The following is a 26,822-nucleotide window of genomic DNA, read 5'->3' on the forward strand; positions in this document are numbered from 1 at the left end:
TTCAGCAAGTAAATAAAAAGCCCCTTTCGGGGCTTTTTATTTACTTAATTTCTGCACTATCTTTTAAAAATTTCTGAAAACTCATGAAATCATTTCGCCCATAAATATTTCCAAGCTGTGCAACTATTGCGGACTTTTGCTCCGGTGTAACATCAGCCATGGTACCAATATTGACTGCGTCCAAAACTACCACAGCAAAATCACCACCCGCAGTCATAACGCCGCCATAACTTGCGCCGCCGGCCTGTGGTTTAGCCATAGAAAAGGCATAACGTAAAACATCCGAATCTAAATCAGCACTTGCTCTTTTCAGCCCCTTAAGTTCTTTAACCTCTAAACCTGCAGACTCACTTAGCTCAGCCAACGTTGAGCCGGAGTTCAAACCTGAAATAAGCCCACTTCCCTGCTCCGCAAGAGCTTTACGTGCTTTTTCCACTTTGAGCTGTGCTGTTATTTCACTCTTCACCTCATCCAATGGACGAAGCTCACTCGGCTTGTAAGCAGTCTTCTTCAAAACCACCACACGAGTGGTATCCAACTCCAAAACCTCACTGCTATTACCCTCTTGCAGTACTTCTGAAGAAAAAGCCGCTTCTATAAATTGTGTATTTGCAGTTAAGTCTTTACCGCCGGTACGCGCAAACAAGCCGCTATTCTCTGCTTTCAAATTTAATTCGATTGCAACTTCTTGTAAACTTTCAGCGTTGTACGACAAGTCTCTTAATTTTTCCAATTTAGCAACAAATACATTTTCCGCTTCAGCACGCTTTAATTGATCCTCTATTGCTAATTTTTGCTCGTCAAAACTTGCCGGTTCACTGCCCTTTTCAGACATTAACTTTATAAAATGAGTTCCAGCATCCGTTTTAACAGGGGCGGATACCTCACCCACTTTCAAGCTAACCAATGCAGCTTCAAACTCAGCGGGGAAAGCATCCCCCTTGGTGAACCCTAAATCTCCGCCTTGCTCTTTACTACCCAAGTCGTCAGACAGCTCTTTTGCAACATCCGCAAAGTCCTCTCCTGAAGCGAGCCTTTCATTCACACTTTTTATTTTCTCTGGGCTGTTATCCTCAATCAAAATGTGAGCGGCTTGACGCTCTGGAGTCGCCACAAACGATGCCACATTTTGTTCGTATTGCTTGCGCACTTGAGCCTCAGTAACTGTTACATCCTTCATCAGATTTGCGACGTTTAAATCAATGTAGTCAACAGCAACTTGTTCTGGGCTAGTAAACACTTGAGGGCTCGCTGCGTAGTGAGCAGCAACTTCATCATCGCTTACAACTACAGATTCACTTACTTTAGCAGCTGGAATTAGCGCAAAGCTCACATCTCTTGTTTCAAAACTTAAAGCAACAACTTCCTCAAATTGAGATGGGGTTGCAAATGAGGTTGCATTGATAGCAGACTGCAGCTGATTAAAAATCAACTCGTCAGACAATAACTTAGTGTAAGTGCTATGAGTCAATCCCATATTGCGCAACACTTGTTGATAACGAACATTACTAAAAGCGCCAGACTCATCTTTAAATTGCTCAGCCACGGCAATTTGCTTACTTAAATAATCCTTACTCGTAGCCATCCCCCCGTCAGTAGCGGCTTGAGTTAGCACCAAGCGCTGAACCAAATTTTCAATAACCGGTTTGCGCAAATATTCTTCACTCAAAAATTGAGCAGGTATTTGCTCTCCGTACTGATTGATCATCTGTTGTTTTTGCATGGAAATTGCGCGCTGAACCTCCATTTCTGTAACCTTCTCACCATTCACTTTGGCGGCTTGATTGACAGAGCTGTCCCAATTAAATAACGCATCAACACCAGTAAGGGCAAAAATGATTACAAGAAATCCAATAAGGATAAAAGAAATAACCCCTCTAGAATTGTCTCTAAGATTTTGCAACATTTTAAACTCCAAACACTGTAGCAGGCCCATTCGTTGAATAATGCAACAGCACAGTTAACGATATAGACAAACGACTAATATGTAATTATTTGAATTAATAAAGTAAGGCCAAAAAAATACAGCTATTCTGGCCGACAAATAGAACTTATTTTTAGAAATAGATATTAATCAATATTGCTGGAAAAATACTATTACTACTGCACTGAACGCAGCAGGCAATTACCATCAATAACACACACGCTAAGCTCTATTAAAAAAAAAGCGCACCCAAGATGCGCCTTCTCTAACTTTTTGCAGCTCTCAGAATCGCTGAATACAACAAAAAGCTCCAATTCCAAACTTAGTTAACAGCATCCTTTAAGGCTTTACCTGCTTTAAATCCAGGTACTTTAGCCGCAGCGATTTTAATCTCTGCGCCAGTTTGAGGATTACGGCCAGTACGAGCAGCCCGTTCCTTGACCGAGAAGGTACCGAATCCAACCAACACAACAGAATCACCACTCTTCAAGGCGCCAGTGATACTTTCAACTACAGCATCCAAGGCGCGACCTGCGGCAGCTTTAGGAATATCCGCAGACGCGGCAATGGCTTCAATCAGCTCAGTTTTGTTCACACTTAACCCCTTTTGATTATTTGTTCAAAAACACACACAAGGCAGAGAAAGCTTTATGTAAATAGATCGCCCTGCATTACCTGTGCAGCAAACGAATTGCGATTTATACCAACAGACACCGAGAGGGTCAAGGAAAGCTTACCGCTTTATGTAAAAGCTTCTCAGATCTGCTCACAAATCATGCAGCTCAGCGATAAATACACAAAATGTTGCCGCATTATATTAATTAATGGGTACTGAGGCGTGTCGACCCAGCCTCAGAATTTTGAGCGGCCTTCTCCAGCGCCTTATACTCCTCATCACTTAAAGGGGTCGGAACATGCTGCAGCGCCACTTCTAACACTTCATCTATCCATTTAACAGGCTTAATCACAAGATCTGCTTTGATGTTCGCTGGAATTTCTTTTAAATCACGCTCATTATCTGCAGGAATAATGACCGTTTTAATTCCACCTCTGTGCGCAGCCAGAAGCTTTTCCTTAAGCCCACCAATGCGTAAAACCTCGCCACGCAGTGTAATCTCTCCTGTCATAGCTACATCAGCCCTTACGGCTATTCCAGTTTGAACCGAAACCAATGCAGTGCACATTGCTACGCCCGCACTAGGGCCATCCTTAGGTGTTGCTCCCTCTGGAACGTGTATATGTATATCTACACGCTCATGGTAGTCAGGAGCTATGCCTAAAGCCTGCCCACGAGAGCGAACAACCGTTAGAGCAGCCTGAATCGACTCCTGCATTACATCGCCGAGAGACCCAGTTTTGATAATACGCCCTTTACCGACTACTGATGATGCTTCAATTGTTAGAAGTTCACCGCCCACCTGAGTCCAAGCCAAGCCAGTTACCTGCCCTATCTGATCTCTATTTTCAGCCTTACCAAAATCAAACTTACGAACACCAAGGAGATCTTCCAAGGTGCTTGAGTCTACTACGTTAACGCCAAGCTTCTTATTTTTTACATGACGAGTTACCACCTTCCGGCATATTTTGGCTATTTCGCGCTCCAGCCCACGCACCCCAGCTTCACGTGTGTAATAACGAATGATGCCATGTATAGCTTCAGGCTTAATGTCAATTTCTGTATCTTTTAAACCATTAGCCTTCAACTGTTTAGGGATGAGGTAGCGCAGTGCAATATTTAACTTTTCATCCTCTGTGTATCCGGGTATACGTATAACTTCCATACGATCTAGTAATGGACCAGGAATATTCATAGTATTTGAAGTACAGACAAACATCACATCGGATAAGTCGTAGTCCACCTCCAAATAATGATCATTAAAATGGTTATTTTGCTCAGGATCTAGAACCTCCAATAAAGCCGATGCTGGGTCACCGCGATTATCCATCCCCATTTTGTCAATTTCATCCAATAAAAATAAAGGATTTTTAACACCAACTTTTGCCATTTTTTGAATAAGTTTGCCAGGCAAGGAGCCGATATAAGTGCGTCTATGACCACGAATTTCGGCCTCATCACGCACCCCACCCAAGGCCATGCGTACAAATTCACGATTCGTTGCGCGAGCTATGGATTCACCTAAAGATGTCTTCCCTACACCTGGCGGCCCCACCAGACATAAAATGGGCCCTTTGATTTTTTTCACTCGCTGCTGAACTGCAAGATATTCTAAGATCCGCTCCTTAACCTCTTCCAGCCCGAAATGATCCTTATTTAGAACATCCTCAGCACGCACAAGATCATGCCTAACCTTACTTTTTTTGCTCCACGGTACCTTAATCATCCAGTCTATGTAAGATCGCAACACCGATGCCTCTGCCGACATAGGCGACATCATTTTCAATTTATTAAGTTCAGCGCGTGCCTTTTCTTCTGTATCCTTAGGCATTCCGGTATTGATGATTTTTTTCTCCAACTCATCAATTTCATTAACCTCTTCACCCATCTCTCCTAACTCTTTCTGAATCGCTTTAATTTGCTCATTCAGATAATACTCACGCTGGCTTTTTTCCATTTGCTTTTTAACGCGACCACGAATCTTTTTTTCCACATGGAAAAGGTCGACCTCGGCATCCATCAAACCCAGCAAATGTTCAATGCGCTCACTAATAGAAGCCATTTCTAATATGGCTTGCTTTTTTGGCAACTCCAACGACATGTGCGCCGCTATGGTATCGGCCAAACGGCCTGGCTCATCTATACCAGATAATGAGGTTATAACCTCCGCTGGAACTTTTTTACTCAAATTTACATACTGCTCAAACTGCGCTATTGCTGTGGATACTAATGTTTGTGCTTCAGCAGCTTCAATTTCTTCACTTTCAATAAAAGCAATATCAGCAGAAAAAAATGATCCCGCATCTGTAAATTTTTCAATTTTGGCTCTATCCCTACCCTCAATCAAAACTTTAATTGTGCCGTCTGGCAATTTGAGCAATTGTAATATTGAGGCCACGGTCCCGATGCTATAAAGATCCTCCGCCTGGGGGTCATCCTGTTGAGGATTTTTTTGAGCCACAAGTAACACTTGCTTATCAGTCGACATGGCCTGTTCAAGCGCTTCAATCGACTTACCACGCCCCACAAACAAAGGAGTCACCATATGAGGGTACACAACCACATCACGCAAGGGGAGCAAAGGGATATCGTTTAGAGTTACATTTAATTGAATATCAGCGGCCATAGGTTCCTCTCTATCTGGATAAGACATACAAGCGTCTACTACTAAACAAGATTGGGGTCGAGCGAGGATAATTACAAGTTTTTAGATTACAAATAATAAAAAAGAGCGCTAAAAAGCGCTCTTTTTTATTATTTGCTCAAGGAACAAGCAAATCTTGAAACCGAGCTATTCATCGGCTGCAGCCTTAGCTTGCTTTTCCGTACTGCCATAAACCAACAAAGGTTCAGACTCACCCTTTATCACAGACTGGTCAACAACAACCTTAACCACATTCTCCTCAGAAGGAATACGATACATGGTATCAAGCAAAACATTTTCCATTATGGATCTTAAACCGCGAGCACCAGTCTTACGTTCCATTGCTCGTTCAGCAACAGCTTCCAGTGCATCTGGACGAAAATCTATCTGCACACCCTCCATATCGAACAAACGTGCATATTGCTTAGTTAATGCATTTTTAGGCTCAATCAAAATCTGCATTAATGCGGCCTTGTCTAGCTCATCCAAGGTAGCAATTACAGGCAAGCGCCCAACAAATTCAGGAATAAGACCATAACGTACTAGATCTTCCGGCTCTAAATCATGTAATGTTTCACCGAAGTTACGCTTATCGTCTTTACTTTTGACCTCTGCACTAAATCCAATCCCACCTTTTTCAGATCGATCTCGAATGACCTTATCGAGCCCTGCAAAAGCACCACCACAGATAAATAAAATGTTAGAAGTGTCAACCTGTAAGAACTCTTGTTGGGGATGCTTACGTCCACCCTGAGGTGGAACAGATGCAACAGTGCCCTCAATAAGTTTTAATAGCGCCTGCTGAACCCCCTCTCCCGAAACATCACGAGTGATCGATGGGTTATCAGATTTACGTGAAATTTTGTCGATTTCATCAATGTAGACTATACCCTGCTGGGCCTTCTCGACATCGTAATCACATTTTTGCAGCAACTTTTGAATGATATTTTCTACATCCTCACCAACATAACCCGCCTCGGTTAACGTCGTTGCATCAGCAATAGTAAACGGCACCTCCAATAAGCGAGCCAAAGTTTCCGCTAACAAAGTTTTACCGCTTCCTGTGGGCCCAACAAGTAAAATATTGCTCTTACCTAACTCAACAGCTTCTTTATCTTTTGACGACTTACCGCCAAAACGCAAACGCTTATAGTGATTATAAACAGCTACAGCCAGCACTTTTTTAGCACGCTTTTGACCAATAACATATTGATCTAAAATGGCTGAAATTTCATGAGGCTTAGGAAGCTTCTCAGAGCTGCCTTCAGTCGCAGTTTCTTGAATCTCTTCGCGAATAATGTCATTACAAAGATCGACGCATTCATCACATATAAATACTGAAGGCCCTGCAATTAACTTGCGTACCTCATGCTGGCTCTTGCCGCAAAAAGAACAGTATAAAAGTTTTCCGTTTTTATCGCCGGCGTCACTGGTGTGATCGGTCATTGAAACCACTCCGCTTAATTATATTTACAATGTCAGGGACTGAGTTTTGAACCCATTAGAGGCCAATATATTACAGCCTGCAAAAATGAATTATGCCCCAACCAAGATATGCCCCCAAACTCAACTACCATGCTATTCAGCGCCAATGGCTTAGGGCAACCATAGACCTATAAAAATTATTTCGCTGCAAGAATACGCTTTTCAATTACCGCATCAACCAGGCCATAATCTTTCGCCTGCTGTGCAGACATAAAATTATCTCGCTCCGTATCAAGCTCAATTTTTTCAATCGTCTGCCCAGAATGCAATGCCATTAATTCATTTAATCTGGCACGAATCTTTAAGATTTCTTGGGCTTGAATATGAATATCTGAAGCCTGACCTTGTGCACCACCGCTTGGCTGATGAATCATCACTCGGGAATTTGGCAAACAATAACGCTTACCTTTAGTTCCCGCATTAAGCAAAAAGGCACCCATACTACAAGCTTGACCGATACACATGGTACTGATGTCTGGCTTAATAAACTGCATAGTGTCATAAATTGACATACCTGCAGTTACTGAACCACCAGGAGAGTTGATATATAAATGTATATCTTTATCTGGATTCTCTGCCTCCAAAAACAATAACTGGGCAACCACCAAATTGGCCATGTAGTCTTCTACAGGCCCCACTAAAAATATTACACGCTCTTTCAAAAGGCGCGAGTAAATATCGAAGGAGCGTTCGCCACGAGCGGTTTGCTCTATGACCATGGGGACCAAACCACTATTAATAGCAGCGACTTGAGATTTCATAAATTCGTTTGGCATCTTGCAATTTCATCCTTATTCAGGCTAACAGCATCTCTAAAAAGGGAGCTTCGTGAGAGTTTTAACACAGATGAGCTTAACTCGTGATTGGATTATATGCCAGTCAAAAGAGGATATTTGCGGAGTATTTCAGAGAAGAGAAGCCGCAAAACAGGCGTTTTGCGGCTTTTTTAAGCTATTACTTTGCTGCACCAGCCTTAATAACTTCATCATAAGAAGTTTGAGCATCAGTCACTTTGGCCGCGGTGAGAATATGATCTACTACTTGATCCTCAAGAACCGCAGATTCAACACCAGCTAATAACTCTGGATTGCTGCTGTAATATTCCACAACCTCACTCGGCTCTTGATATGTTGACGCTATTTCATCAATCATTGTGCGTATGCGCTTAGCATCTGGCTTAAGTTTGGCGGACTTCACAATCTCACCAACTATCAAACCCAAGGTCACACGACGATTTGCCTCATCCTGGAACATAGTGTCCGGCAACAAAGATTTAACATCAAAGTTTTGCTGTTGCCCACCAAAGCGCTGCATCATTTGATTGCGCAGAACATTGACCTCATTAGCCACTAAGGCCTTAGGCACATCAGTAGTATGAGTCGCCACGAGGCAATCCATAACCTGCCCTTTTACCTTGGCCTTCAGGGCGTTACCTAATTCACGCTCCATGTTGGCTTTTACTTCTTTGCGGAATTGCTTTTCCCCGCCTTTCTCGACACCAAATTTAACAAAAAACTCTTTCTTCAAATCCGGCAATACCGCCTCAGACACAGAGTTTACGGTAATGGAAAACTTAGCCTCAGCACCGCGCAGCTCTTCCGCCTGATAATCAGCAGGGAATGTAACGGTGATGTCTTTTTGCTCACCCGCCTTCATTCCAATAATTCCCTCTTCAAAACCAGGAATCATAGAATTAGAACCTAATACTAGCTTGTGGTTATCTGCCTTACCGCCCGCAAACTCAACGCCATCTTTGGTGCCCACAAAATTGATATCAAGTTGATCGTCATTTGCAGCAGCACGCTCTACAACATTCCAAGTAGCTTGGTGCTTACGTAACACCTCTACCATATTATCTACATCAGCCTCGGTAACTTCAGCCTGATAGCGAGTAATTTCGTAGGCAGACAAATCACTTAAAACAACCGAAGGATATACTTCGAAAGTTGCGACGTACTCCAAATCTTTGCCTACAGCCAATTGCTTCGCTTCAATAGCAGGCTGACCTGCAGGCTTCACATTTTCTTTTTGTACCGCAGCATAAAAAGAACGATTAATTACATCACCTACAACTTCTTGGCGAATACCAGCACCGAAGCGCTGCTTAACAACAGATAATGGCACCTTGCCTTTACGGAAACCTTTGATACTCACGTCACGAGCCGCTTGTTTTAAGCGATTCTCGACTTCGTTTTCTACTTGCTCAGCTGGTACGCCTACGGTTAAGCGACGCTCCAGTCCAGAAGTCGTTTCAAGTGAAACCTGCATATGTGCCTCGTGAAATAACTGAAATTATTAGCCGTTGAATTAGCAGGTGACGCACAGTCACCTGCTAAGAATATGGTGCGGACGGAGAGACTCGAACTCTCACACTTTGCAGCGCCAGAACCTAAATCTGGTGTGTCTACCAATTTCACCACGTCCGCTTTTTTGACGCTTTAAGGAGCGTTGCCCTACATTCACTTCCCGAATGCCGTAAGCGGTTGATTTTTATGCACTTTTATAAAAATCATTCACCTCTAGCCGCGAAGGGTGCTGATTGTGCCACAGTCATAAGAAGGGTTCAACTTTTTATCAATATTCTGCACTTGTTTCTCGCTGACGCCCTATAAGTGCGATGAATGCTTGGCTTGCAGCCGCCAAGTCAGAGGGAGAATAAACCCTTATAGCGGTTGCAGCGGTTACATCAATCAGGGGAATAGCATTTTCATGCACAGGAAAAGCCTTAAGCTCAAGGATCGGTGGTGGCGACAGAAAAATAGCCTCATAGGCCGACAGCATCATAGCCAACCAGCTTTCAGGTTGCCCTGCTAGAACACACAACTCCTGAACCTCTGACGGAGATCGCCCCAAAGCATCGAGGCGCGCTTTTAACTGTGTAAGACTATAAATATCTGCGCACGTCTTAAGGCGATTAACTTCTGCAAGCTCGCGTAAATAGAACTGATAAGCCACATTTAGGTGGAATAACCCAGCATCGACAAGCGCCCGATTCGCCATAGTGGCGCCCCGTTGTTCAGTATCTATAGATTCCAGCAGGGAGAGCATTGAGCGAAGATAGGCTAATTTTTGATTGACGAGCGAAAGATGAGTGGCGGCCATGAGCGGAGCCTGCAAAAGTAAAATATTGACAAACAACTGCGGCGATCAGACATGATCGCCGCACCCAAAACTACTTTTGCACCTGCCATTTACCGCCAGAATAAAGCGCCTTCCAACCACTGGCCTTACCATTGACTTCGGTTTGCACGTACTGCTCTTTTGTTTTGCGGCTAAAGCGGATAATGGCTTTATTGCCGTCAGGGTCGGCAACGGGAGCCGATAGAAGGAAGTGGTATTTAGGGTCTATTTGATCTCTATACGCCAGCAGCTCCTCAACTAAGGGCGCGCGCGTCTCGCGATTTTTCGGGAATTGACTCGCCGCCAAAAATAACCCTGCAGCGCCATCACGCAACACGTAGTGATCATCTACTTTTTCACAACGAAGATCGGCCATGACAATTGGGTCAACTTTGGGGGGAGCAGCCTCGCCACTTTTCAGCAATTTTCGAGTATTTTTACATTCGCTATTAGTGCAGCCAAAATACTTTCCAAAACGCCCCGTTTTAAGTTGCATTTGACTCGAACATTTATCACATTCAATCGTTGGCCCTTCATAGCCCTTTAATCGATATGTACCTAGCTCAACTTCGTAACCTGCGCAATCAGGGTTATTTCCGCAGATATGGAGCTTACGCGTCTCATCTAGCAAGTAAGAATCCATGGCAGAGTTACAGATTTTGCAACGATGCTTGGCGCGCAGCAATCGCGATTCTGCCTCTTCATCTGCATCTGCATCAATAGCCTCATCACCGGACACCAAATTCATAGTGTGCTTACAGCGCTCTTTAGGCGGCAACCCATAACCTGAACAACCTAAAAACACACCTGTACTACCGGTGCGAATCTGCATGTCTCGGCTACAGAGAGCGCAACTAATATCAGTATTTGTCGGATCGTTAGCGCGCATTCCCTTGTCTGAACCAGCCGCTAATGACAGCTTTTTACTAAAGCCAGCATAAAACTCATTTAACACCTGACGCCAATTTTTGCCGCCTTTTGCAACATCATCCAACGACTCTTCCATGCTCGCGGTAAAACCATAATCCATAAGGTCATCAAAACTTTCCACTAAGCGCTCGGTAACTATATCGCCCATTTTTTCAGCATAAAAACGACGATTTTCCTGACGCACGTAGCCGCGATCTTGAATAGTAGAAATAATCGCGGCGTAGGTTGAAGGGCGACCTATAGCTCGTTTCTCCAACTCTTTTACTAAGCTCGCCTCCGTAAAACGCGCAGTAGGCTTCGTGAAATGCTGCTGCGGATTAAGCTTTTGTAAGGGCAATACTTGGCCTACTTTCATGTCAGGCAACACTACATCTTCGTCTTTTTTAGCGACTTGCGGTAACACCTTGGTGTAGCCATCAAAGCGGATGACACGGCCGCGCGTACGCAACTCATAGTCACCTGCGCTCACCACAACACTCGTGCTGGTGTACTCTGCTTGTGTCATTTGGCAGGCGACGAACTGCTGCCAAATCAAGGTATATAAACGCTCAGCATCACGTTCCATACCACTAAGTTGATTGGGCATAACAGCAACATTAGAAGGCCGAATCGCCTCATGCGCTTCTTGCGCCCCCTCTTTACTTGAATAACCTATAGGCGCCTCAGGCAAATAGCGCTTGCCGAACTGCTCTAAAATATATTCTCGGCAAGACTCAACCGCATCTTTACTTAAATTAGTCGAATCAGTACGCATGTAGGTGATATAACCTGCCTCATACAGACGCTGAGCCATCATCATGGTTTTCTTAACGCCATACCCTAAACGGGTGCTTGCTGCCTGCTGTAAGGTTGAAGTAATAAACGGCGCCGAAGGCTTAGAGTGTGTCGGCTTATCTTCGCGACTCACAACTTTATAACTGCTGTCTTGCAGTGCCGCTACTGCGGTCATTGCTTGATCTTTATTGACGGGCTTGAATGCATCGTCTTTGAATTTTTTTACTTCAAAACTGACAGACTGCTTTTTATCTGCCTGCAAATCCGCAAATAAAGTCCAATATTCCTCTGGGATAAATGCACGAATTTCACGCTCACGCTCTACCACCAAGCGCACAGCAACTGACTGTACTCGACCTGCCGATAACCCGCGCGCCACCTTTTCCCAAAGCAAAGGCGACACCATATAGCCCACAACGCGATCCAGAAAGCGGCGCGCCTGTTGCGCATCCACTCGGTCCTGATCTATTGGCCCTGGGTTTTTAAATGCATTTTGGATAGCGGTTTTAGTGATTTCGTTAAACACCACGCGCCTGTAGCGAGACTCATCGCCGCCTATTGCCTCACGCAGATGCCATGCGATAGCCTCCCCCTCTCTATCCAAGTCGGTTGCGAGGTAAACAATGTCAGCTTTCTCCGCGAGCTTTTTCAGCTCATCTACGACTTTTTCTTTACCTGGCAATATTTCGTAATGAGCCTCCCAGTTGTTTTCAGGATCAATGCCCATTCGATTAATCAGCTGAGACTTACTTTTTTTCGCCTGATAAAGCGCCTTGGCTTCTGGCGAAAGCTTTCGCGTTGCCGCTGCCTGCTTGGCGCGCTCTTTAGCATCGACCGGTTTGGCACCTCCGCTGGTGGGTAAGTCGCGAATATGTCCAATACTGGATTTAACGATAAAATCGTTACCCAAATATTTATTGATGGTTTTCGCCTTAGCGGGCGACTCAACGATAACTAAAGATTTACCCATAATACGTTTTATTGTCTCTGTCGATGGAAAGGCCTAAGGAGATACGCATGTTGATAAATGCGCCAAAAACTCCATAATAAGGGCCGCAATAAAGGCTAGAATGACTTCAAGGTGCGCATATATAAGACCTGAGACCTTAGGGGTCAAGCTATTATTTGGTCTATAAACTCTTGCAGCCGCCCCAACAGGTGATATTGGAGGTGCTGTCACAAAACCAAATAAGATCTCAAAAAGTAAACATAACCCTATGATTTGCTGTATTTTTATGGAAATCTGCCAAGCGATATAAATGGCATGATTAAACCTTTATAACCGCCCTTTTAACCATAGACGTTTTATAGAATCTCGCATGATCATAATTGTGTTCCTCTCAATACTTATGCTTTGCACGCTCATAATTGTCAATCTGCTAAGCCGCAAGCAGAAACAACAAGTTATACGTCGCCAACAGCAACGTCAGTTACGTCTAAAAATTGAAGAACTAGGTGATTTAGTTGGGTGCTTGGACAGCACACTCCCCAATCGCACCATTACACAGCTATTTAATCAGCGACTTATTGCTCAACTTAAGACCTTACTCGATATTGAAAAAAACAACAAAGCATACATTGAAGTAGCGATACAAAAGGCTGAAGCCCACTCTGCACGCCTACTTAACCCCAATGAACACCCTACTATCAGCTTCCAAAAAGATAGCGACACCCAAATTGCCCAAACACAAACCTATTTAAAAGCAGCTCTCGCACTGCTACCTCAATTGGTTGCGCAAGGGCTTATAGACGAGACTGAGCTCATTGCGATCACGCAAGAGCTGCGTTGGGCGCATCTGATGGTGGGCGCCATGTCTCTAATTGAGCAAGGTAGAAAAGCCATGGCCAGCAGTGATCGTTTTACCGCTTATGAGTTTTATCGCAAAGCTCAACAGCAACTGCTCGAATCGTTTCATCAGGACTCTAAGCGCTTAACGCTAATTAAAGAACTCAGCCAGTTGATAGATGGCTCACGCACAAGTCTGAGCAATGAGTTCGACAGCCCATCACTTACCCCGCTTCAATAACAACACACGACTCTAGGGCACACAACATATCATGGATGAGCGTCAACACAGGCTCACCACCCTGCTCTCGCCAGAACACACAAACTCCTTGAGGACCTGCGCTAATGGCACAGACTGACACAGGCAACTGCGGCATAAAGCCGAGTAGCAACGCCTGCGCATCACGAGTAGCAACCGAATCTGTTTGCCAATCCCATTCCTTGTAAAAATTCGCCTCATGCTCATAGCGAGTTCGCATCAATAACCACTCAGGCTGCGAAGCTAAAGCCTCCGAGGGTGGCAAATAATAAACAGGGCAAACCCCGGATGCCTCCATATCTGTTTTCAGCTTGGGGAGGCTGCGAAGCGTAAATCTTAAACCCAAAGCGCGCGCGTTCATGCGCAGCTGCTCTTTGATTTTCTGCCCGGGCTTAGGCTTAAGCATCACCAAAGGGCCTAAAATTAGCGCGATAACCACAATTAAAATAAAAAAAAGTGTCGTATTCACTACTGATACATCCTGCTGTTATGCATTTATTAACAAGGCAACTATCATTAACAAAACAATGGTTATTAACAATGTATGCGCAGGGAAGTAGAATTCCGCTACGCGGACGCTTCGGCTACCCCATTTCCTATTAACCTGAAGTTTTTCGCACCACAAAGACCTTAACCACAACTCAAGGAATAAAGATGCCAGCAGACTTCATTAGCTATAGCCACATCATAGTCGGGGTCGACCTTTCAGAGGACTGCCCTCAGGTCATTCACAAAGCTGCTGCCCTAGCGGCCAGTTGTAATGCGCGCCTTTCATTAGCCCATGTGCTTGAGCCTATTGCTTTTGCTTATGGTGGCGATATGCCGGTCGATCTCAGTGGCGTACAAGAGCAGCAGCTACAAAAAGCAGGAATAGAACTCGGGCAGCTCGCCAAGAATTCACACTACCCTATTCAACAACAGCACGTACTCCTAGGCCAAGCGGCAGCTGAACTTCATTACCTCGCCGAACAAGAGTCGGCAGATCTTATTGTTGTGGGAAGCCACGGCAAAAAAGGCCTAGCACTGCTGTTAGGCTCGACACCGAACAGCGTACTTCACGGCGCAAGCTGCGATGTGCTTGCCGTACTGGTTAAAAAACAAGACTTGGCAGATGATTAACGCTTTCTGCAGAATTATGATTTAATCGACACAAGCTAGAGTTACTGCTGCATATCCTCTAGCTCTGCCCAACGCTCAAAACAGACCTCTAATTGCTGTTGTACAGCAGCAACCTCTTGGAGCTTTGACTCTATCAAAGCCGCCGTTTGCGTATAAAAGTCTGCAGCGGCCACCTCGCTATTGAGCTGCGCCAAGCGCTGCTCAATTTTCTCTATTTTTAGCGGCAACTCATCAAATTCTTTTTGAAACTTATAACTGAGCTTTTTCGCTTTAGTTGCCGTGGGTACAAGCTGCTCAGCAACTGGCTGAGGCACAGAAGGGGCAGGAGCAACAACTGTCGATTCCGGTAAGTCTGCCTCCGTCCATTTACCTCCCTGGCGAATCCAATCGTCGTACCCCCCTACATACTCGAGCACATTGCCGCGCCCCTCAAAGGCAATAACGCTACTGACAATATTATTCAGGAAGGCGCGGTCATGGCTAACGAGCAGTACCGTACCTTGATAATCCGTCAGAATCTCCTCTAGCAACTCCAAGGTCTCTACATCCAAATCATTGGTCGGCTCATCAAGCACGAGTAAGTTGGCTGATTTGCTGAATAATTTTGCCAACAAAACGCGATTGCGCTCACCGCCTGACAGAGCGCGTAACGGTGTGCGAGCGCGCTCACCGCTAAACAAAAAGTCACTCAAATAAGAAAAAATATGCTTTGATTTTCCGTCAATTTCGATGAACTCGCGCCCTTCGGCTACGTTATCAACTGCACTGCTGTTCAAGTCCAACTGATCACGCAACTGATCAAAATAGGCAATTTTAAGGTTTGTGCCCATTTTGACGCTACCAGATTGAGGCTGCAGCTCACCCAAAATTAACTTTAATAACGTACTTTTGCCGGCGCCATTGGCACCTACCAACCCTATACGATCGCCACGCACAATAGCGCTGGAAAAATCCTTCACAATAGTTTTAGCGCCAAAGGCATAAGAGACTGACTTAAGCTCAGCCACTAACTTACCCGACGCATCACCCGTAGCGAGAGAGAAGTTGGCCTTGCCTATCACTTCACGGCGTTCAGAGCGTGTTTCACGCAGTGCTTTTAGCGCCCGAACACGCCCTTCATTGCGGGTACGACGTGCCTTAATACCCTGGCGAATCCAGACCTCCTCTTGCGCCAAACGCTTGTCGAACAGCTCATTATGACGCGCCTCTTCTGTAAGCGCTTGCTCGCGATAGACCAAATAACTTTCATAATCGCCGGCCCAATAACGCAGATTACCGCGATCCAACTCTACAATATGCGTCGCCAATGTCTGCAACAACGAGCGGTCATGGGTAATAAAAATCAGGGCACCATTAAAATTAAGTAGCTGTTTTTCCAGCCAATCGATTGCCGCTATGTCTAAATGGTTTGTCGGCTCATCAAGCAACAGAACATCAGGCTCGAGCACCAGTGATTTCGCCAAAGCCACACGGCGGCGCCACCCCCCCGAGAGTTCGCGCATATAACGCTCAGCAGGCAAATCAAGACGCGACAAAATCTCATCTACTTTTTGCTGCATCGCCCAACCATCAACAGCTTCAATTTTGTGCTGTAACTCAGCCATGCGAGCTAACTGGGCATCGCTTATCTCTGCTGAGTGGGATATATGACGGTATTCCGCCAACAACTCCCCTACCCCCTGCAGCCCCATTGCGACAACATCAAATACTTGACGATCATCCGCTTCTGGCAGATCTTGCTCTAGGCGCGCAATACGAATACCGCTTTGCCGAATAACATCGCCTTTATCCAAGTCCACATCGCCGACAATCACTTTTAACAAGCTCGATTTACCTGCGCCATTGCGACCAATCAAACAAAGTCGCTGACCTTTTTCAACCGTCAATTCAACACCATCGAGCAAGACCTGTAGGCCGTAACTTAAAAACGCTTTTTCAATTTTAATCAAAGACATATAAACAATTATTCACAGTGTTTAAGGACCGAAACGCCACTGGTAGAAGCGACTGGGGGCTGATATCCTCAATCGCACTCTACATAAGACAGCACAAATAGATCTGTCATTGCAGCAAATGACCAGAGCTGGCCTATAGTTAATTCAAGCCAGTCTATATTGGAAATTGGTGCACTCAACGCGATACAGCTAAATCAAGTCGCGAAAAAGGCAAAGGAGGCGCATCATATCTCAGCGGTATGAGTTAACCAAGAAAGTATTATTTCAATTCCAACCAACAACTATCAGCAGTAACTTTATAAGGTCACCTCGCAAGCAAGTCGCGCAGTCGAGGTCTACACATGTAATAAGTGCAATTTTTGCACACAGCAATTTGAGGTTCTCATGAGGTTTTCGACAATACTTTGGCAAGCTTGTCTCAGTGCCAGCGTATTCATCGGTAGTATGACCCTGAATATGGCGCAAGCAGCTACTGCAACCACTACTATTAACAACACCACTAACACGCAATTGAAACAAGAGCGTGATTGGTATGCGCAAGCGCAAAAGGCACTCGCGAAAAAAAATAAAACAGAATATCAACGCCTCATTGCTAAGCTAAAAAAATACCCGCTATTACCCTATCTAGAATATCAAGATTTAACGGATCGCCTTTTCAGCCTCCCAACACAAGAGATAGCTGACTTTTTCCAGCACTACCCTGATTCATTTCTAGCGGAGCGCATGACCCATCGCTGGCTTCGCACCTTAGCACAGCGAGAGCGCTGGGCCGACTACCGCCATTTTTACGATAGCCGCCTCACTGATCCCGAGCTGGCGTGCTTACAATTACGCGCCCGCCTAGAAACAGGCGACAAATCTGCACTAGAGGATGTGGCTCCTCTGTGGAATATAGATAAAACCCAATCCAAAGCCTGCGACCCAGTATTTGCCGAGTGGAAAAAAGCGGGCAAAATGACTCCCACCATTATCTGGGATCGTCATCGCAAGGCCGTTGCAGCAAACGACAGAAATATGATGGCCTATCTCGCTAACATATTACCCACGAATGAACGCCCACTTGCCCTTCTGTATCAACAAGTCGCAGCCAACCCGAAACTATTGCAGCAAAAAGCGCGCTTCAGCAAGCAATCGCCACAAATGCGCGAAGTTATTCTGTACGGCTTAGAAAAGTATGCGCGCCAAGATGCCCGCACAGCTCTCAGCCTCTGGCACAGTTATGATGCTCAACAACTATTTACGGATGAACAGCGCCTCAACATGAAGTATCAAATTGCGTTGCGCCTGCTCTATCAAGATCATGAGACTGAAGCAGAACAACTCACTGCCGCGACACCAGAACTAACACGCGTCGACTTAATCGAATGGCTGATTCGCGAATCGCTACGCAAGCAAGATTGGGAAAAAACCAATGAATGGCTTACCCGTCTTCCTTCAGAAGCCAAAACAAGCGAGCGCTGGCGCTATTGGCAAGCGCGCACTATGGAACAACTTCGAATCAAAGAAGTTAACGGCGAAACACCGTCAAGTATTTATGCAGATATAGCCCCAGCCCGTAGCTTTTATGGCTTTCTCGCTGCAGATAAAACAGGGATCGACTATCACTTACTCGATAAGCCGCTTGCTTTTACCGATGAGCAAATGGCTGTAGTTGAACAATCGCCAGGAGTTCAACGTGCACGTGAATTTTTCATGCGTGGCGACCTAAGTTCAGCAAGCCGCGAGTGGTATTACAGCACCCGGAAGATGCCCAGCGAGCAAATTGTTATCGCAGGGCGACTCGCTCAGCGCTGGGGCTGGTATCGCCATGGCATTCAAGCCATGATAGACGCAAATTATTGGGATGACCTAGAGGTGAGATTTCCTATTGTGTACGGCGACTACATTTCTAAAGCAGCCAAACACAGTTCAGTAAATCCATTGTTTATTTACGCTGTTACTCGTCAGGAAAGTGCGTTCAACCAAGAGGCCCGCTCGCCCGCAGGCGCCATGGGATTAATGCAACTACTTCCCTCCACCGCACAGCAAACGGCAAAGAGAAATGGCTTACACTTTCAAACCCAAGATCTCTTAACCGCGGAAAAAAATCTGCGTCTCGGCAGCCACTACCTCGACCAACTGCTTAATAGCTTTAGCGGCAATCGCATCTTAGCTGCCGCAGCCTATAATGCAGGCCCATCGCGGGTGAAACGCTGGCTCAACAAAGATAAGGACGCGCAGTTACCCTATGATGTATGGATCGAAACTATCCCCTACAAAGAAACGCGCGGCTATGTGCAAAACATTCTTTCTTTTTCGGTGATTTACGCTTATAGGCTCGGCGAAAAAACAAGTTTTGTCAGCCAAGCAGAAGCTCTTCAACAACTATAAAAATGTCCTAAACAGCAATAAAAAAACGCGGCAATAGCCGCGTTTTTTTTATTCTGGCGTTAAAAAAGCACGTAATCGTTTTTGCACCACTTTCGCCAACTCATCTGGCTGAAACTTAGACAAAAAATCATTGCAACCCACTTTCTCCACCATTGCATGATTGAAACTTCCACTCAATGAGGTGTGTAAAACCACATAGAGATCCCTGAGTAGAGGATCCTTACGCACCTCTGCTGTCAGCCTATAGCCATCCATTTCTGGCATTTCAGCATCTGTTACTAACATGAGAATTTCGTCTGTTACCTTGCGCCCCTCTTTTGTCCATTGCCGTAATAAATTGAGCGCTTGCAACCCATCCTGCATAGATACAACTTCAATACCTAAATTACTTAAGGTTTCACGCACCTGCTTTACTGCAGTTGGCGAATCCTCAGCTAATAAAACTTTGAGTTTACGTCTGCGCGCCTCCACCACCAAATCAACATCTAACACACTGGCAGAAACTTGGGTGTTATAAGGAATAATGTCCGCGAGCACCCGCTCTACATCCAAAATTTCCACTAATTTTTCATCGATTTTAGTAATTGCAGTTAGAAAATGACTGCGCCCAGCCCCCTTAGGCGGAGGCAATATCAATTCCCAATTTAAGTTGATAATGCGGTCTACAGGACCAATTAAAAAAGCTTGAACCGAGCGATTGTATTCCGCCACTATAAGATTAGAGCTCGCCGACTCTTTCAGCTCACCCACACCTATAGCGGCACTGAGATCAATCACAGGGACGGTTTGACCACGAAGATGAGCCACACCCTTGATATATGGATGACTATGAGGGACATGGCGCAAAGGGGGCAACTTCACAACCTCCTGCACTTTAAACACATTTATTGCAAACATTTGCGAAGTCGCAAGGCGGAACATTAATAATTCCAGCCGATTCTCCCCCACCAGACGAGTTCGCTGATCAATAGAGTCTAATAATTTCGACATGCCGTTACCATTCGTATGATATCTGCGCGGAAACTCCGCAAATTAAATATTTTAAGTATAGGCAGTAAATGGCAACCAGCTAGGTTTTAACATTACCAGTGTCATCACTAGATTCCCAAATCCACTGCCTAGCATTCAAACAAAGGGATGAATAGCCACCAAAAACCTCAAAAAAATAAATTAGAGCCAAGCTGTACACGATTACATTTTTAAACAAGCTTATACCCTGAAGACCATAAAAAAGTACTAGAATACATGCACTTAAAATTGGTTTTGCTGCCATACCCCAACTACACTCAAACAATCTATTAACACCCAAAACACCCTAAACTCTTAATTTATAGCTGACTTTATGCCTGAATCAACTCCACTACTTGCACGCCAGCCAATTTTTAACGCGCAAATGCAAGTAGTGGCCTATGAATTGCTGTGTCGCAATAGTGCAATCTTTGCTGCGAAGGTATTCGATGGTGATGCAGCAAGCTCGCAAGTTTTACTCAATGCATTCACTGAGATGCCCATTGAGCAGCTAGTAGGCAAACACCGCGCGTATATCAACTTCACACGCACACTGTTAGATTCTCCGCCGCCGTTTAGCAATCAGCAAATGGTAATTGAGGTACTGGAAGGGCAAAACATTGATGACAGCATGCTTCAATCACTTAAGCGGCTGCGTGAGCAGGGATACACAATAGCCTTGGATGACTTTGAGCTGAATGAACAAACTCAGGTTTTAGTTCCCTATGCAGACATTATTAAACTGGATGTAATCTATTTATCTGCCTCGAAATTACAACAACATATCAGCCTACTTAAGCCGCTAGGAATTACCCTGCTCGCTGAAAAAGTAGAGACTTATGAAATGTTCGAAACGTGTAAAGCATTGGGATTCGATCTTTTTCAAGGTTACTTTCTTGCACGCCCTAAAATTATCAGCGGGCGAAAAATTGCAGAAAACAAACAGGCCGTATTGCAATTACTGTCAACACTACACAATCCAAACTCACCCATAGATAAAATTGAACGCATGATCGCAAGCGATCCACTACTCAGTTTCAAATTATTACGCCTCGTTAACTCAGCAGCCTTTGGCTTATCGCGTAACGTCGATTCACTGCGCCAAGCCATCATGTTACTCGGCCTCAATAAATTGAAAAACTGGGTAGATTTGCTCGCGCTGTCTAATCTGGGCGGTAAACCGCATGAATTAAGCGTGACAGCACTGACCCGTGCCCGAATGTGTGAATTAATTGCAGCAAAAATGAATAGCAGCATACGCCCAGATTCTTATTTTACAGTTGGGCTATTCTCCACATTAGATGCATTTTTAGATGCACCACTGGAAGACTTATTAAGCAAAATCTCCCTCACTGAGCCGCTAAATCAAGCCATGCTAAAACACCTTGGTCCCGAGGGTATTATTTTAAAAATAGTAAAATCCCACGAGCAAGGCCAGTGGGACTCTATAGACTGGAACTATTTAGAAACCCAAGGTATCAGCGAGAACATGATCTCGGCTATCTATTTAGAGGCGTTAGTCTGGGTGGAAGAAACCATTAACAATTTAAGCGCGAGCACAAAATAATTTTAACAAAACAGCCGCACAGACTGATTTTTAGTGGCAGCCAACTCTATCCAAATATTGCCTCACCAGTACGGAGTCAAAGGGCCACCCCAACTCATCCTGCCCTATACCCTCAAATACCAACACGGGAATTCGCACGCCAAAGCGCTCCACAAGCTCATCGCTTTCAGATATCTCAATAACACTTACTTGAACCGTATATTCGTCTAACAATGGGAAAACTATCTCTTGCGCCAACTCGCATAAATGACAACCTGATGTTGAATATAAAAGAAGAGTTTTCATAGGACCTCGCCAAAAACACTATTTTAACGGTAAATCGGCCCTCAACTCTAGCATCCAGATTCAACACCTAAATCTAAGCTTGATTTATCAGGCTCCCTACTACGCTAATTTCAAAGCAAAAATCTCATGCATAAATTGCGCTAAACGCTCACCCTGTGCAGGCTCATCTGGTAGCTGTCTTGCCACATCGGTCAATAGCTCTTGAGGCTTCGAAAAATCTTGGGCAGAATCTAAGCTATCCAATAAGTTCTTAATAAAGTTCCCCATTGGTAAGTATTGCTGACTAAGCTGTAGGAAATTCTGCTCATCATTTAGTAATGCGTTATCTGGGGTATAAGCTTGATAGGCTTGGCTTGTCTGTCGAAGTTCAACTTGAGCTAAATTTAATGAAAAGCCACCAATTTGGGCTTCATCATATCCAAGCCCCAAAGCCAACTCGAAAGCACTGTCTAAATTCCCATCAAAAAATTGTCCCGCCAAATCATTTACTCGTCCCAAAAGTTCATTTATGGCTCGCAGCTCACTCTCATTAAGATCGCCTTCAACCTGAAAATTCATTGATTCACTCGCACTGTAGCTACCTTGCGCTCTATTTACAGCAGCCCCAGGACGCTGCGCGGTCTCAAGCGCAAAGCCTTCGCTACTTGCAGCACGAATAACCACTTTGTCACCTTCTTTGGTGGTCAACTCAAAGCTAAACTCCCGTGCACGAGCGTATTCATATTTAACGTTTGTAGCAGACGAGCGACCTAAATTAAGTTGCGGCAAATGCAAGTCATCTGTTTTTGTCGTCGCTGTTGAAGTTGATGTATAGGTTTTAAGAGGGGCAACCAAGGTCGAATCGGCTTTAGACTGAGCCTTGGGAGAACTATTTGAGGTTAAATCACCGATGAACTTAGCCCGTAAGTCCTCTACACCCTTTATTACGCGATCATAGGTATTACCTATATCGGCCTCAATTTCAGGTGCAAGTAAACTGAGTGCCTTTAGCTTTTCGCTTGCCTCAGCAAAACCTTTTTTAAACCCCGATAGACCTGCTTCAAGTCGTGCCTGCAGATCCTCAGCAGAAGCACCTTCGGCCTTATCAAGCTGTAGGCGTCGCTCTATAAACCCAAGAATATTATTGGCGACCTTCTCCGCTGTCAGTGGCTCAAAACGATCATATTCGGCGCTAACATCCTTGCCGCGCGAACTGATTTTTTCATAGGCCATGGTTAGCGTTTTATTCACTATACTCAAAGCCTGCTGGCGCTTATCCTGCACACCTGCTGCTTTTACGCTTTGATCTACTATGGGGGATTTGGTCGATTTCGCATCGGAATTCAACCCATCCTGCTGCGGTAAGTTGGATGTTAAAAAACCACTTTGACCCACTTGAGATATATTCATAAGTCTCCTCTGACACGAACAGTTTTGCAGTTAAACACTGTGCCCCAACTAAAATAGCTGGGGCCTGTCATAGCTTGTCGGCCATTAGAGTAATTTCTGAAAGAATTATTTACGTGTTAGAAACAATACAGTTATAACCACAACCCCTAAAACACCTATAAAAATAAGACCATATTTACCTTTATTTGAACCCGGCTCTGCTTCCGATGAAGGGTTAAAATCAGTACTCGGGCGCGTAATGGATGACGACCGAGTGGGTGCCACCGTAGCCTTGGCATGAGTTTTAACACCGGAAGATGCTTTATGAGCAGCAACGGCCTCAGATTTAACATCTAACTTTCTGACGGTCGTTTTGGCCATATCATCAGAAGGCCCCATAACACCAAAGCTTAATGCATCAAAACGCAGCTCATCACCGCGCTTTACCCGCGCTTCGGTTATTTGTTTGCCATTGAGAAATGTACCATTGGCTGACGCCAAATCTTTTACGAATAAGTTACCGTCTACGACTTCCAACTGAGCGTGACGGCGTGACATATGCGCCGCAGCCAAACTAATGTCGCATTCACTGGCTCGACCAATAACCATAACGTCTTTTAGTGGAAACACACGATTACCCAGCGCGGTATGATTGGCCTTAAGCGACCAACCAGTAGCTTTTGGTGCGCGTAGCTGGGTAGAGTTGGTCGCTTCTTGGGCAATAACCTTGGCTTCACGCTTAGGATCAATTACGACAAGCTCTACTGCACCAATTGTGATCATGTCATCAGGTTTTAGCGCGCAGGCACCGCTAACTTCCATTCCATTAACCATAATTGGCTGCATGGGTAGTAAGTTTTTAAGCGTAAGCTCTTCATTGTTAACAAGTACTTCGATATGTATATCGCCAGCCAGAGGATCGTCGATCACCAGCGCATTCGTCGCTGAGCGACCTATGGTGATTTTGGGCTCAACTAACCATACCGCATTGTATTTATTGTCTTTAAAGCGGATTTTTAACATACAACATGACCTTCACGAGTAGCATTTGAACAAAACGAGCTGAGATAATGCAGCAGCCTTATCACGAATTCAACCGCTGATTTTCAGGGCAAGTAGAGTTTTAGCACCCCACCCGCCAAGGGCCCTTGATTAGCAATGGCGAGATAGCCCTGATGTTGTTTAGATTTATGCAGCTCCATCACCTTACGCGCAAATAACAAACCTAGCTTAGTACTGCCAGAACCAAAAGATGTTGGACTTGCTGCAGAAGAATCCAACAGCATGTCATCAGGATAACCTGCACCATCATCCGCCACGGCGATACACAGGTAATTCGCCTCCACAGTCGCTGTCACTAACAATTTAGCGCGCGAATAACGTGCGCAATTGACCAATACATTGTTAATGACCCCGCCCAATAATTCACCATCGAAATACCACACTAAATCTGGATCGCAGCATAGCTCAAAAGAGAGATTGCATGCACTTAGCAAGGTATGATTTCGCGCTAGCTGCTCCTCTAATACATCACTCACATAATGCTCATCAATATCGAGTGCAAGTTGATGCTCATCCATTCGATAAAATGAAAGCAGTTGCACCAGTTCAGTATTTATTCGCGCAGCTTCATATTCTAAGGTTGAGAAAAATTTGGCCTGAATATCATCCTTCGGAGGTGCATGCTCAACCATTGCAGACAAGGTGTTTATAAGCATCCCCAAAGAGTTCTTCATATCGTGAACGCTGGATGCCAATACAAACGAAAAATCTATTGGCGAATGCCTGTATTCATCTTTTTTTCCACCCTGAACCACGGAAGAGTTTTCCTCACTTATTGGGACTGTCATGATGCACCTCGCAAGTTTTTACTCTCTTTCAAATCATTAAAGGCCTCAAGTAATTGTCGATAACGACGATATTGAGCATGCTGTTGAGTAATTGTTTTACCCATGTAGGTGAATGCTTGTTGTACTCGCTCCATTAAGACCATATCGGCGTTATTTTTAAGATTATCCACCAGCGCTTGCACAAGATTTAAACGCAACCCAAGATGGTTCGGCAATTTTTGCAAAGCGATATTAAAAGACTCTGCTGCAGCCGTATAATCTTTGGCGTTATAAAGAGCAATACCTTTTTTATTGATTTCCGCCACCATGAGTTTATTTTTTTCGCTGCGGGGTTCTTCCAGCAGTACATCAAGTTTTTGTAACTGCTCTTCATCATCACAATATTGATGTAACAGTAAAGATAATTGCTGTGCCGCATCTGCGCTCCTGCCTAACAAACGCAACGCGCGCACCATTTCTATTTTTACGTCAATGTCACTACCCCCATTCATCTCATCCACCACCTCTTGGGCAGCGGTCAATGACGCCATGGCCTTGCGTGAATCACCCGCACAAAACTGCAATTGAGCATCTAAAAAAAGTGACCTAGCTTTTCTATCGGGGGACTTACCAAACTTCTCTTCGGTTTCGGATACACATTTCACTGCATCACGCATTAGAGGCTTGGCCAAGTCAGCATCGACCAAGCTTAGATCTATAGTGGCCTGAACAAATCGCGTATGCACTTCAGGTTTATCGAAAGTGGAGTTGTTACCGAGCTTCACTGCAGACCTAAGTGCATTCGCTGCAGTCACTAGATCATTATTTTGTTGGGCCACATCACCCAGTGCCTGCTGACGCAGTATGGATAATGGCGAGATTTCCGTGGCGCGCTTTAGCACCTCTTGCATGGGCTGCAAGGCGCCTTGCAGTTGATAGATGTCTGCTTGCAGGTCGTAGGCTTTCATGCAGAGTGGGTTATTCTGCAGCACTGCCTCTAACCACTGCTGAGCGCCGATCAAGTCACCTTCTCCCGCCTTGGTATGCGCCATACCCAACTGCGCCCATTCAAGCTCACGATTATCTAACACGCTGCGATAAAGCGCCTCGGCATCAGCGAATTTTTTTTCTTTTAAATACATTTGCCCCAGCATTTTTTGGCAGCTATTGATATAACGACTGCCACTGGCAATTAGTTTTTTGCTTAAGACTATTGCCTCATCTAAATTACCTTGGCGCTGCGCAGTAATAATGGGGCGCAACTCATGGCGCTGCTCCATTAAACGCGACAGACGTTGATCCAGTGATTTAGGGGTGATGGGTTTGGTTAAATAGGCGTCCGGCTCATAGTCATAGGCTGCCATAATAATGCCTTTACTGGTCTCAGCCGACACCAGTACGAAGAGGCTATCTGCGCAGGGGTTATCAACCATACGCAATTCTTCTAGTACTTGCTGACCACTTTTCCCTTTGCCTAAATTAAGATCGCAAAGTATTAAATCATAGGCGCGCGCCTTAGTGTGCCTAAGTGCTTCTTCGCCACTTTGCGCAGAATCGACATTGCCGATTCCCATGTTACTGAGCATTTTATGAAGGCTGCTACGAAAGTTTTCAAAATCATCGACAACCAGCGCATGCATCTTGTAGTAACCAAGATCAGACATCAATTCACCTCCCATTTAAATTAGCCTAATACTAGACCAACCTTCAGCTACAGGCGAATACTGGAAGTAAATTGCATCAGGTGTATCACCCAAGCTGCGCTCAATGAAAGCGCCAACAC

At 44.9% G+C, this 26,822-nt stretch carries 20 protein-coding genes and 1 tRNA gene; 4 read left to right on the plus strand and 17 right to left on the minus strand.

Annotated elements, in window-relative coordinates; genetic code table 11:
• Positions 1–40: 40 nt before the first annotated feature.
• The 9 genes from AC0KUT_RS11565 to topA form a co-directional block, all read right to left on the minus strand.
• Positions 41–1,906, minus strand: coding sequence for a SurA N-terminal domain-containing protein (locus AC0KUT_RS11565; RefSeq protein WP_488830049.1), 1,866 nt, complete (start codon positions 1,904–1,906; stop codon positions 41–43).
• Between the two features lie 340 nt (positions 1,907–2,246).
• Positions 2,247–2,519 (minus strand): HU family DNA-binding protein, encoded by a 273-nt coding sequence (locus AC0KUT_RS11570; protein WP_488830051.1) that lies wholly within the window; start codon positions 2,517–2,519, stop codon positions 2,247–2,249.
• 226 nt (positions 2,520–2,745) lie between these two features.
• Positions 2,746–5,166: an endopeptidase La gene (gene lon / locus AC0KUT_RS11575; RefSeq protein ID WP_488830053.1), complete on the minus strand. Its 2,421-nt coding sequence runs from the start codon at positions 5,164–5,166 to the stop codon at positions 2,746–2,748.
• Between the two features lie 165 nt (positions 5,167–5,331).
• Positions 5,332–6,630, minus strand: coding sequence for an ATP-dependent Clp protease ATP-binding subunit ClpX (clpX, locus tag AC0KUT_RS11580; protein ID WP_488830054.1), 1,299 nt, complete (start codon positions 6,628–6,630; stop codon positions 5,332–5,334).
• 176 nt (positions 6,631–6,806) lie between these two features.
• A complete protein-coding gene (gene clpP / locus AC0KUT_RS11585) occupies positions 6,807–7,430 on the minus strand; it encodes an ATP-dependent Clp endopeptidase proteolytic subunit ClpP (RefSeq protein ID WP_488835724.1) in 624 nt (207 codons plus the stop codon).
• Positions 7,431–7,623: 193 nt separating this feature from the next.
• Positions 7,624–8,937, minus strand: coding sequence for a trigger factor (gene tig / locus AC0KUT_RS11590; RefSeq protein WP_488830057.1), 1,314 nt, complete (start codon positions 8,935–8,937; stop codon positions 7,624–7,626).
• A gap of 73 nt (positions 8,938–9,010) precedes the next feature.
• Positions 9,011–9,095 (minus strand) — tRNA-Leu (locus tag AC0KUT_RS11595).
• Positions 9,096–9,243: 148 nt separating this feature from the next.
• Entirely contained in the window at positions 9,244–9,771 is a 528-nt protein-coding gene (locus AC0KUT_RS11600) for a DUF6586 family protein (RefSeq protein ID WP_488830058.1), read from the minus strand.
• Positions 9,772–9,841: 70 nt separating this feature from the next.
• Positions 9,842–12,463, minus strand: a complete 2,622-nt coding sequence (topA, locus tag AC0KUT_RS11605) for a type I DNA topoisomerase (protein WP_488830059.1) — start codon at positions 12,461–12,463, stop codon at positions 9,842–9,844.
• A 349-nt stretch (positions 12,464–12,812) separates the two neighbouring features.
• Between topA and AC0KUT_RS11610 the strand changes: the two genes are divergently transcribed.
• Positions 12,813–13,520, plus strand: a complete 708-nt coding sequence (locus tag AC0KUT_RS11610) for a hypothetical protein (protein WP_488830061.1) — start codon at positions 12,813–12,815, stop codon at positions 13,518–13,520.
• On the opposite strand, the gene AC0KUT_RS11615 is transcribed toward AC0KUT_RS11610, so the two are convergent.
• Positions 13,504–14,007 carry a hypothetical protein gene (locus AC0KUT_RS11615; protein ID WP_488830063.1) on the minus strand — a complete coding sequence of 168 codons (504 nt, stop codon included), beginning with the start codon at positions 14,005–14,007 and terminating at the stop codon, positions 13,504–13,506. The two genes, AC0KUT_RS11610 and AC0KUT_RS11615, sit on opposite strands and share 17 nt — an antisense overlap.
• A 185-nt stretch (positions 14,008–14,192) precedes the next feature.
• On the opposite strand from AC0KUT_RS11615, the gene AC0KUT_RS11620 reads away from it, so the two are divergent.
• Positions 14,193–14,657, plus strand: coding sequence for a universal stress protein (locus tag AC0KUT_RS11620; RefSeq protein WP_488830065.1), 465 nt, complete (start codon positions 14,193–14,195; stop codon positions 14,655–14,657).
• 41 nt (positions 14,658–14,698) lie between these two features.
• Here the strand turns inward: AC0KUT_RS11620 and AC0KUT_RS11625 are convergent, their stop codons facing one another.
• A complete protein-coding gene (locus AC0KUT_RS11625; RefSeq protein WP_488830067.1) occupies positions 14,699–16,612 on the minus strand; it encodes an ATP-binding cassette domain-containing protein in 1,914 nt (637 codons plus the stop codon).
• A 384-nt stretch (positions 16,613–16,996) separates the two neighbouring features.
• Between AC0KUT_RS11625 and AC0KUT_RS11630 the strand changes: the two genes are divergently transcribed.
• The gene (locus AC0KUT_RS11630) at positions 16,997–18,982 is read left to right on the plus strand and encodes a transglycosylase SLT domain-containing protein (RefSeq protein WP_488830069.1); all 1,986 of its coding nucleotides are present in this window, start codon (positions 16,997–16,999) and stop codon (positions 18,980–18,982) included.
• Between the two features lie 48 nt (positions 18,983–19,030).
• Here the strand turns inward: AC0KUT_RS11630 and AC0KUT_RS11635 are convergent, their stop codons facing one another.
• Positions 19,031–19,972, minus strand: a complete 942-nt coding sequence (locus AC0KUT_RS11635) for a chemotaxis protein CheV (protein WP_488830071.1) — start codon at positions 19,970–19,972, stop codon at positions 19,031–19,033.
• A 352-nt stretch (positions 19,973–20,324) separates the two neighbouring features.
• Between AC0KUT_RS11635 and AC0KUT_RS11640 the strand changes: the two genes are divergently transcribed.
• Complete coding sequence (locus tag AC0KUT_RS11640) at positions 20,325–21,557, plus strand: EAL and HDOD domain-containing protein (protein ID WP_488830072.1); 1,233 nt, start codon at positions 20,325–20,327, stop codon at positions 21,555–21,557.
• 30 nt (positions 21,558–21,587) lie between these two features.
• Here AC0KUT_RS11640 and AC0KUT_RS11645 read toward each other — a convergent pair whose 3' ends face one another.
• From AC0KUT_RS11645 to AC0KUT_RS11665, 5 genes are all read right to left on the minus strand, one after another.
• Positions 21,588–21,842 carry a glutaredoxin family protein gene (locus tag AC0KUT_RS11645; RefSeq protein WP_488830073.1) on the minus strand — a complete coding sequence of 85 codons (255 nt, stop codon included), beginning with the start codon at positions 21,840–21,842 and terminating at the stop codon, positions 21,588–21,590.
• A 99-nt stretch (positions 21,843–21,941) separates the two neighbouring features.
• Positions 21,942–23,231 carry a DUF5610 domain-containing protein gene (locus AC0KUT_RS11650; RefSeq protein ID WP_488830075.1) on the minus strand — a complete coding sequence of 430 codons (1,290 nt, stop codon included), beginning with the start codon at positions 23,229–23,231 and terminating at the stop codon, positions 21,942–21,944.
• A 105-nt stretch (positions 23,232–23,336) separates the two neighbouring features.
• Complete coding sequence (locus AC0KUT_RS11655; protein WP_488830076.1) at positions 23,337–24,233, minus strand: FHA domain-containing protein; 897 nt, start codon at positions 24,231–24,233, stop codon at positions 23,337–23,339.
• An 83-nt stretch (positions 24,234–24,316) separates the two neighbouring features.
• Positions 24,317–25,060: a sensor histidine kinase gene (locus AC0KUT_RS11660; protein ID WP_488830078.1), complete on the minus strand. Its 744-nt coding sequence runs from the start codon at positions 25,058–25,060 to the stop codon at positions 24,317–24,319.
• Positions 25,057–26,703 carry a response regulator gene (locus tag AC0KUT_RS11665; RefSeq protein ID WP_488830079.1) on the minus strand — a complete coding sequence of 549 codons (1,647 nt, stop codon included), beginning with the start codon at positions 26,701–26,703 and terminating at the stop codon, positions 25,057–25,059. Before AC0KUT_RS11665 ends, AC0KUT_RS11660 begins: the two co-directional genes overlap by 4 nt.
• Between the last annotated feature and the right edge of the window lie 119 nt (positions 26,704–26,822).

It is taken from the genome of Cellvibrio sp. 25HG11W-0, assembly GCF_057815475.1.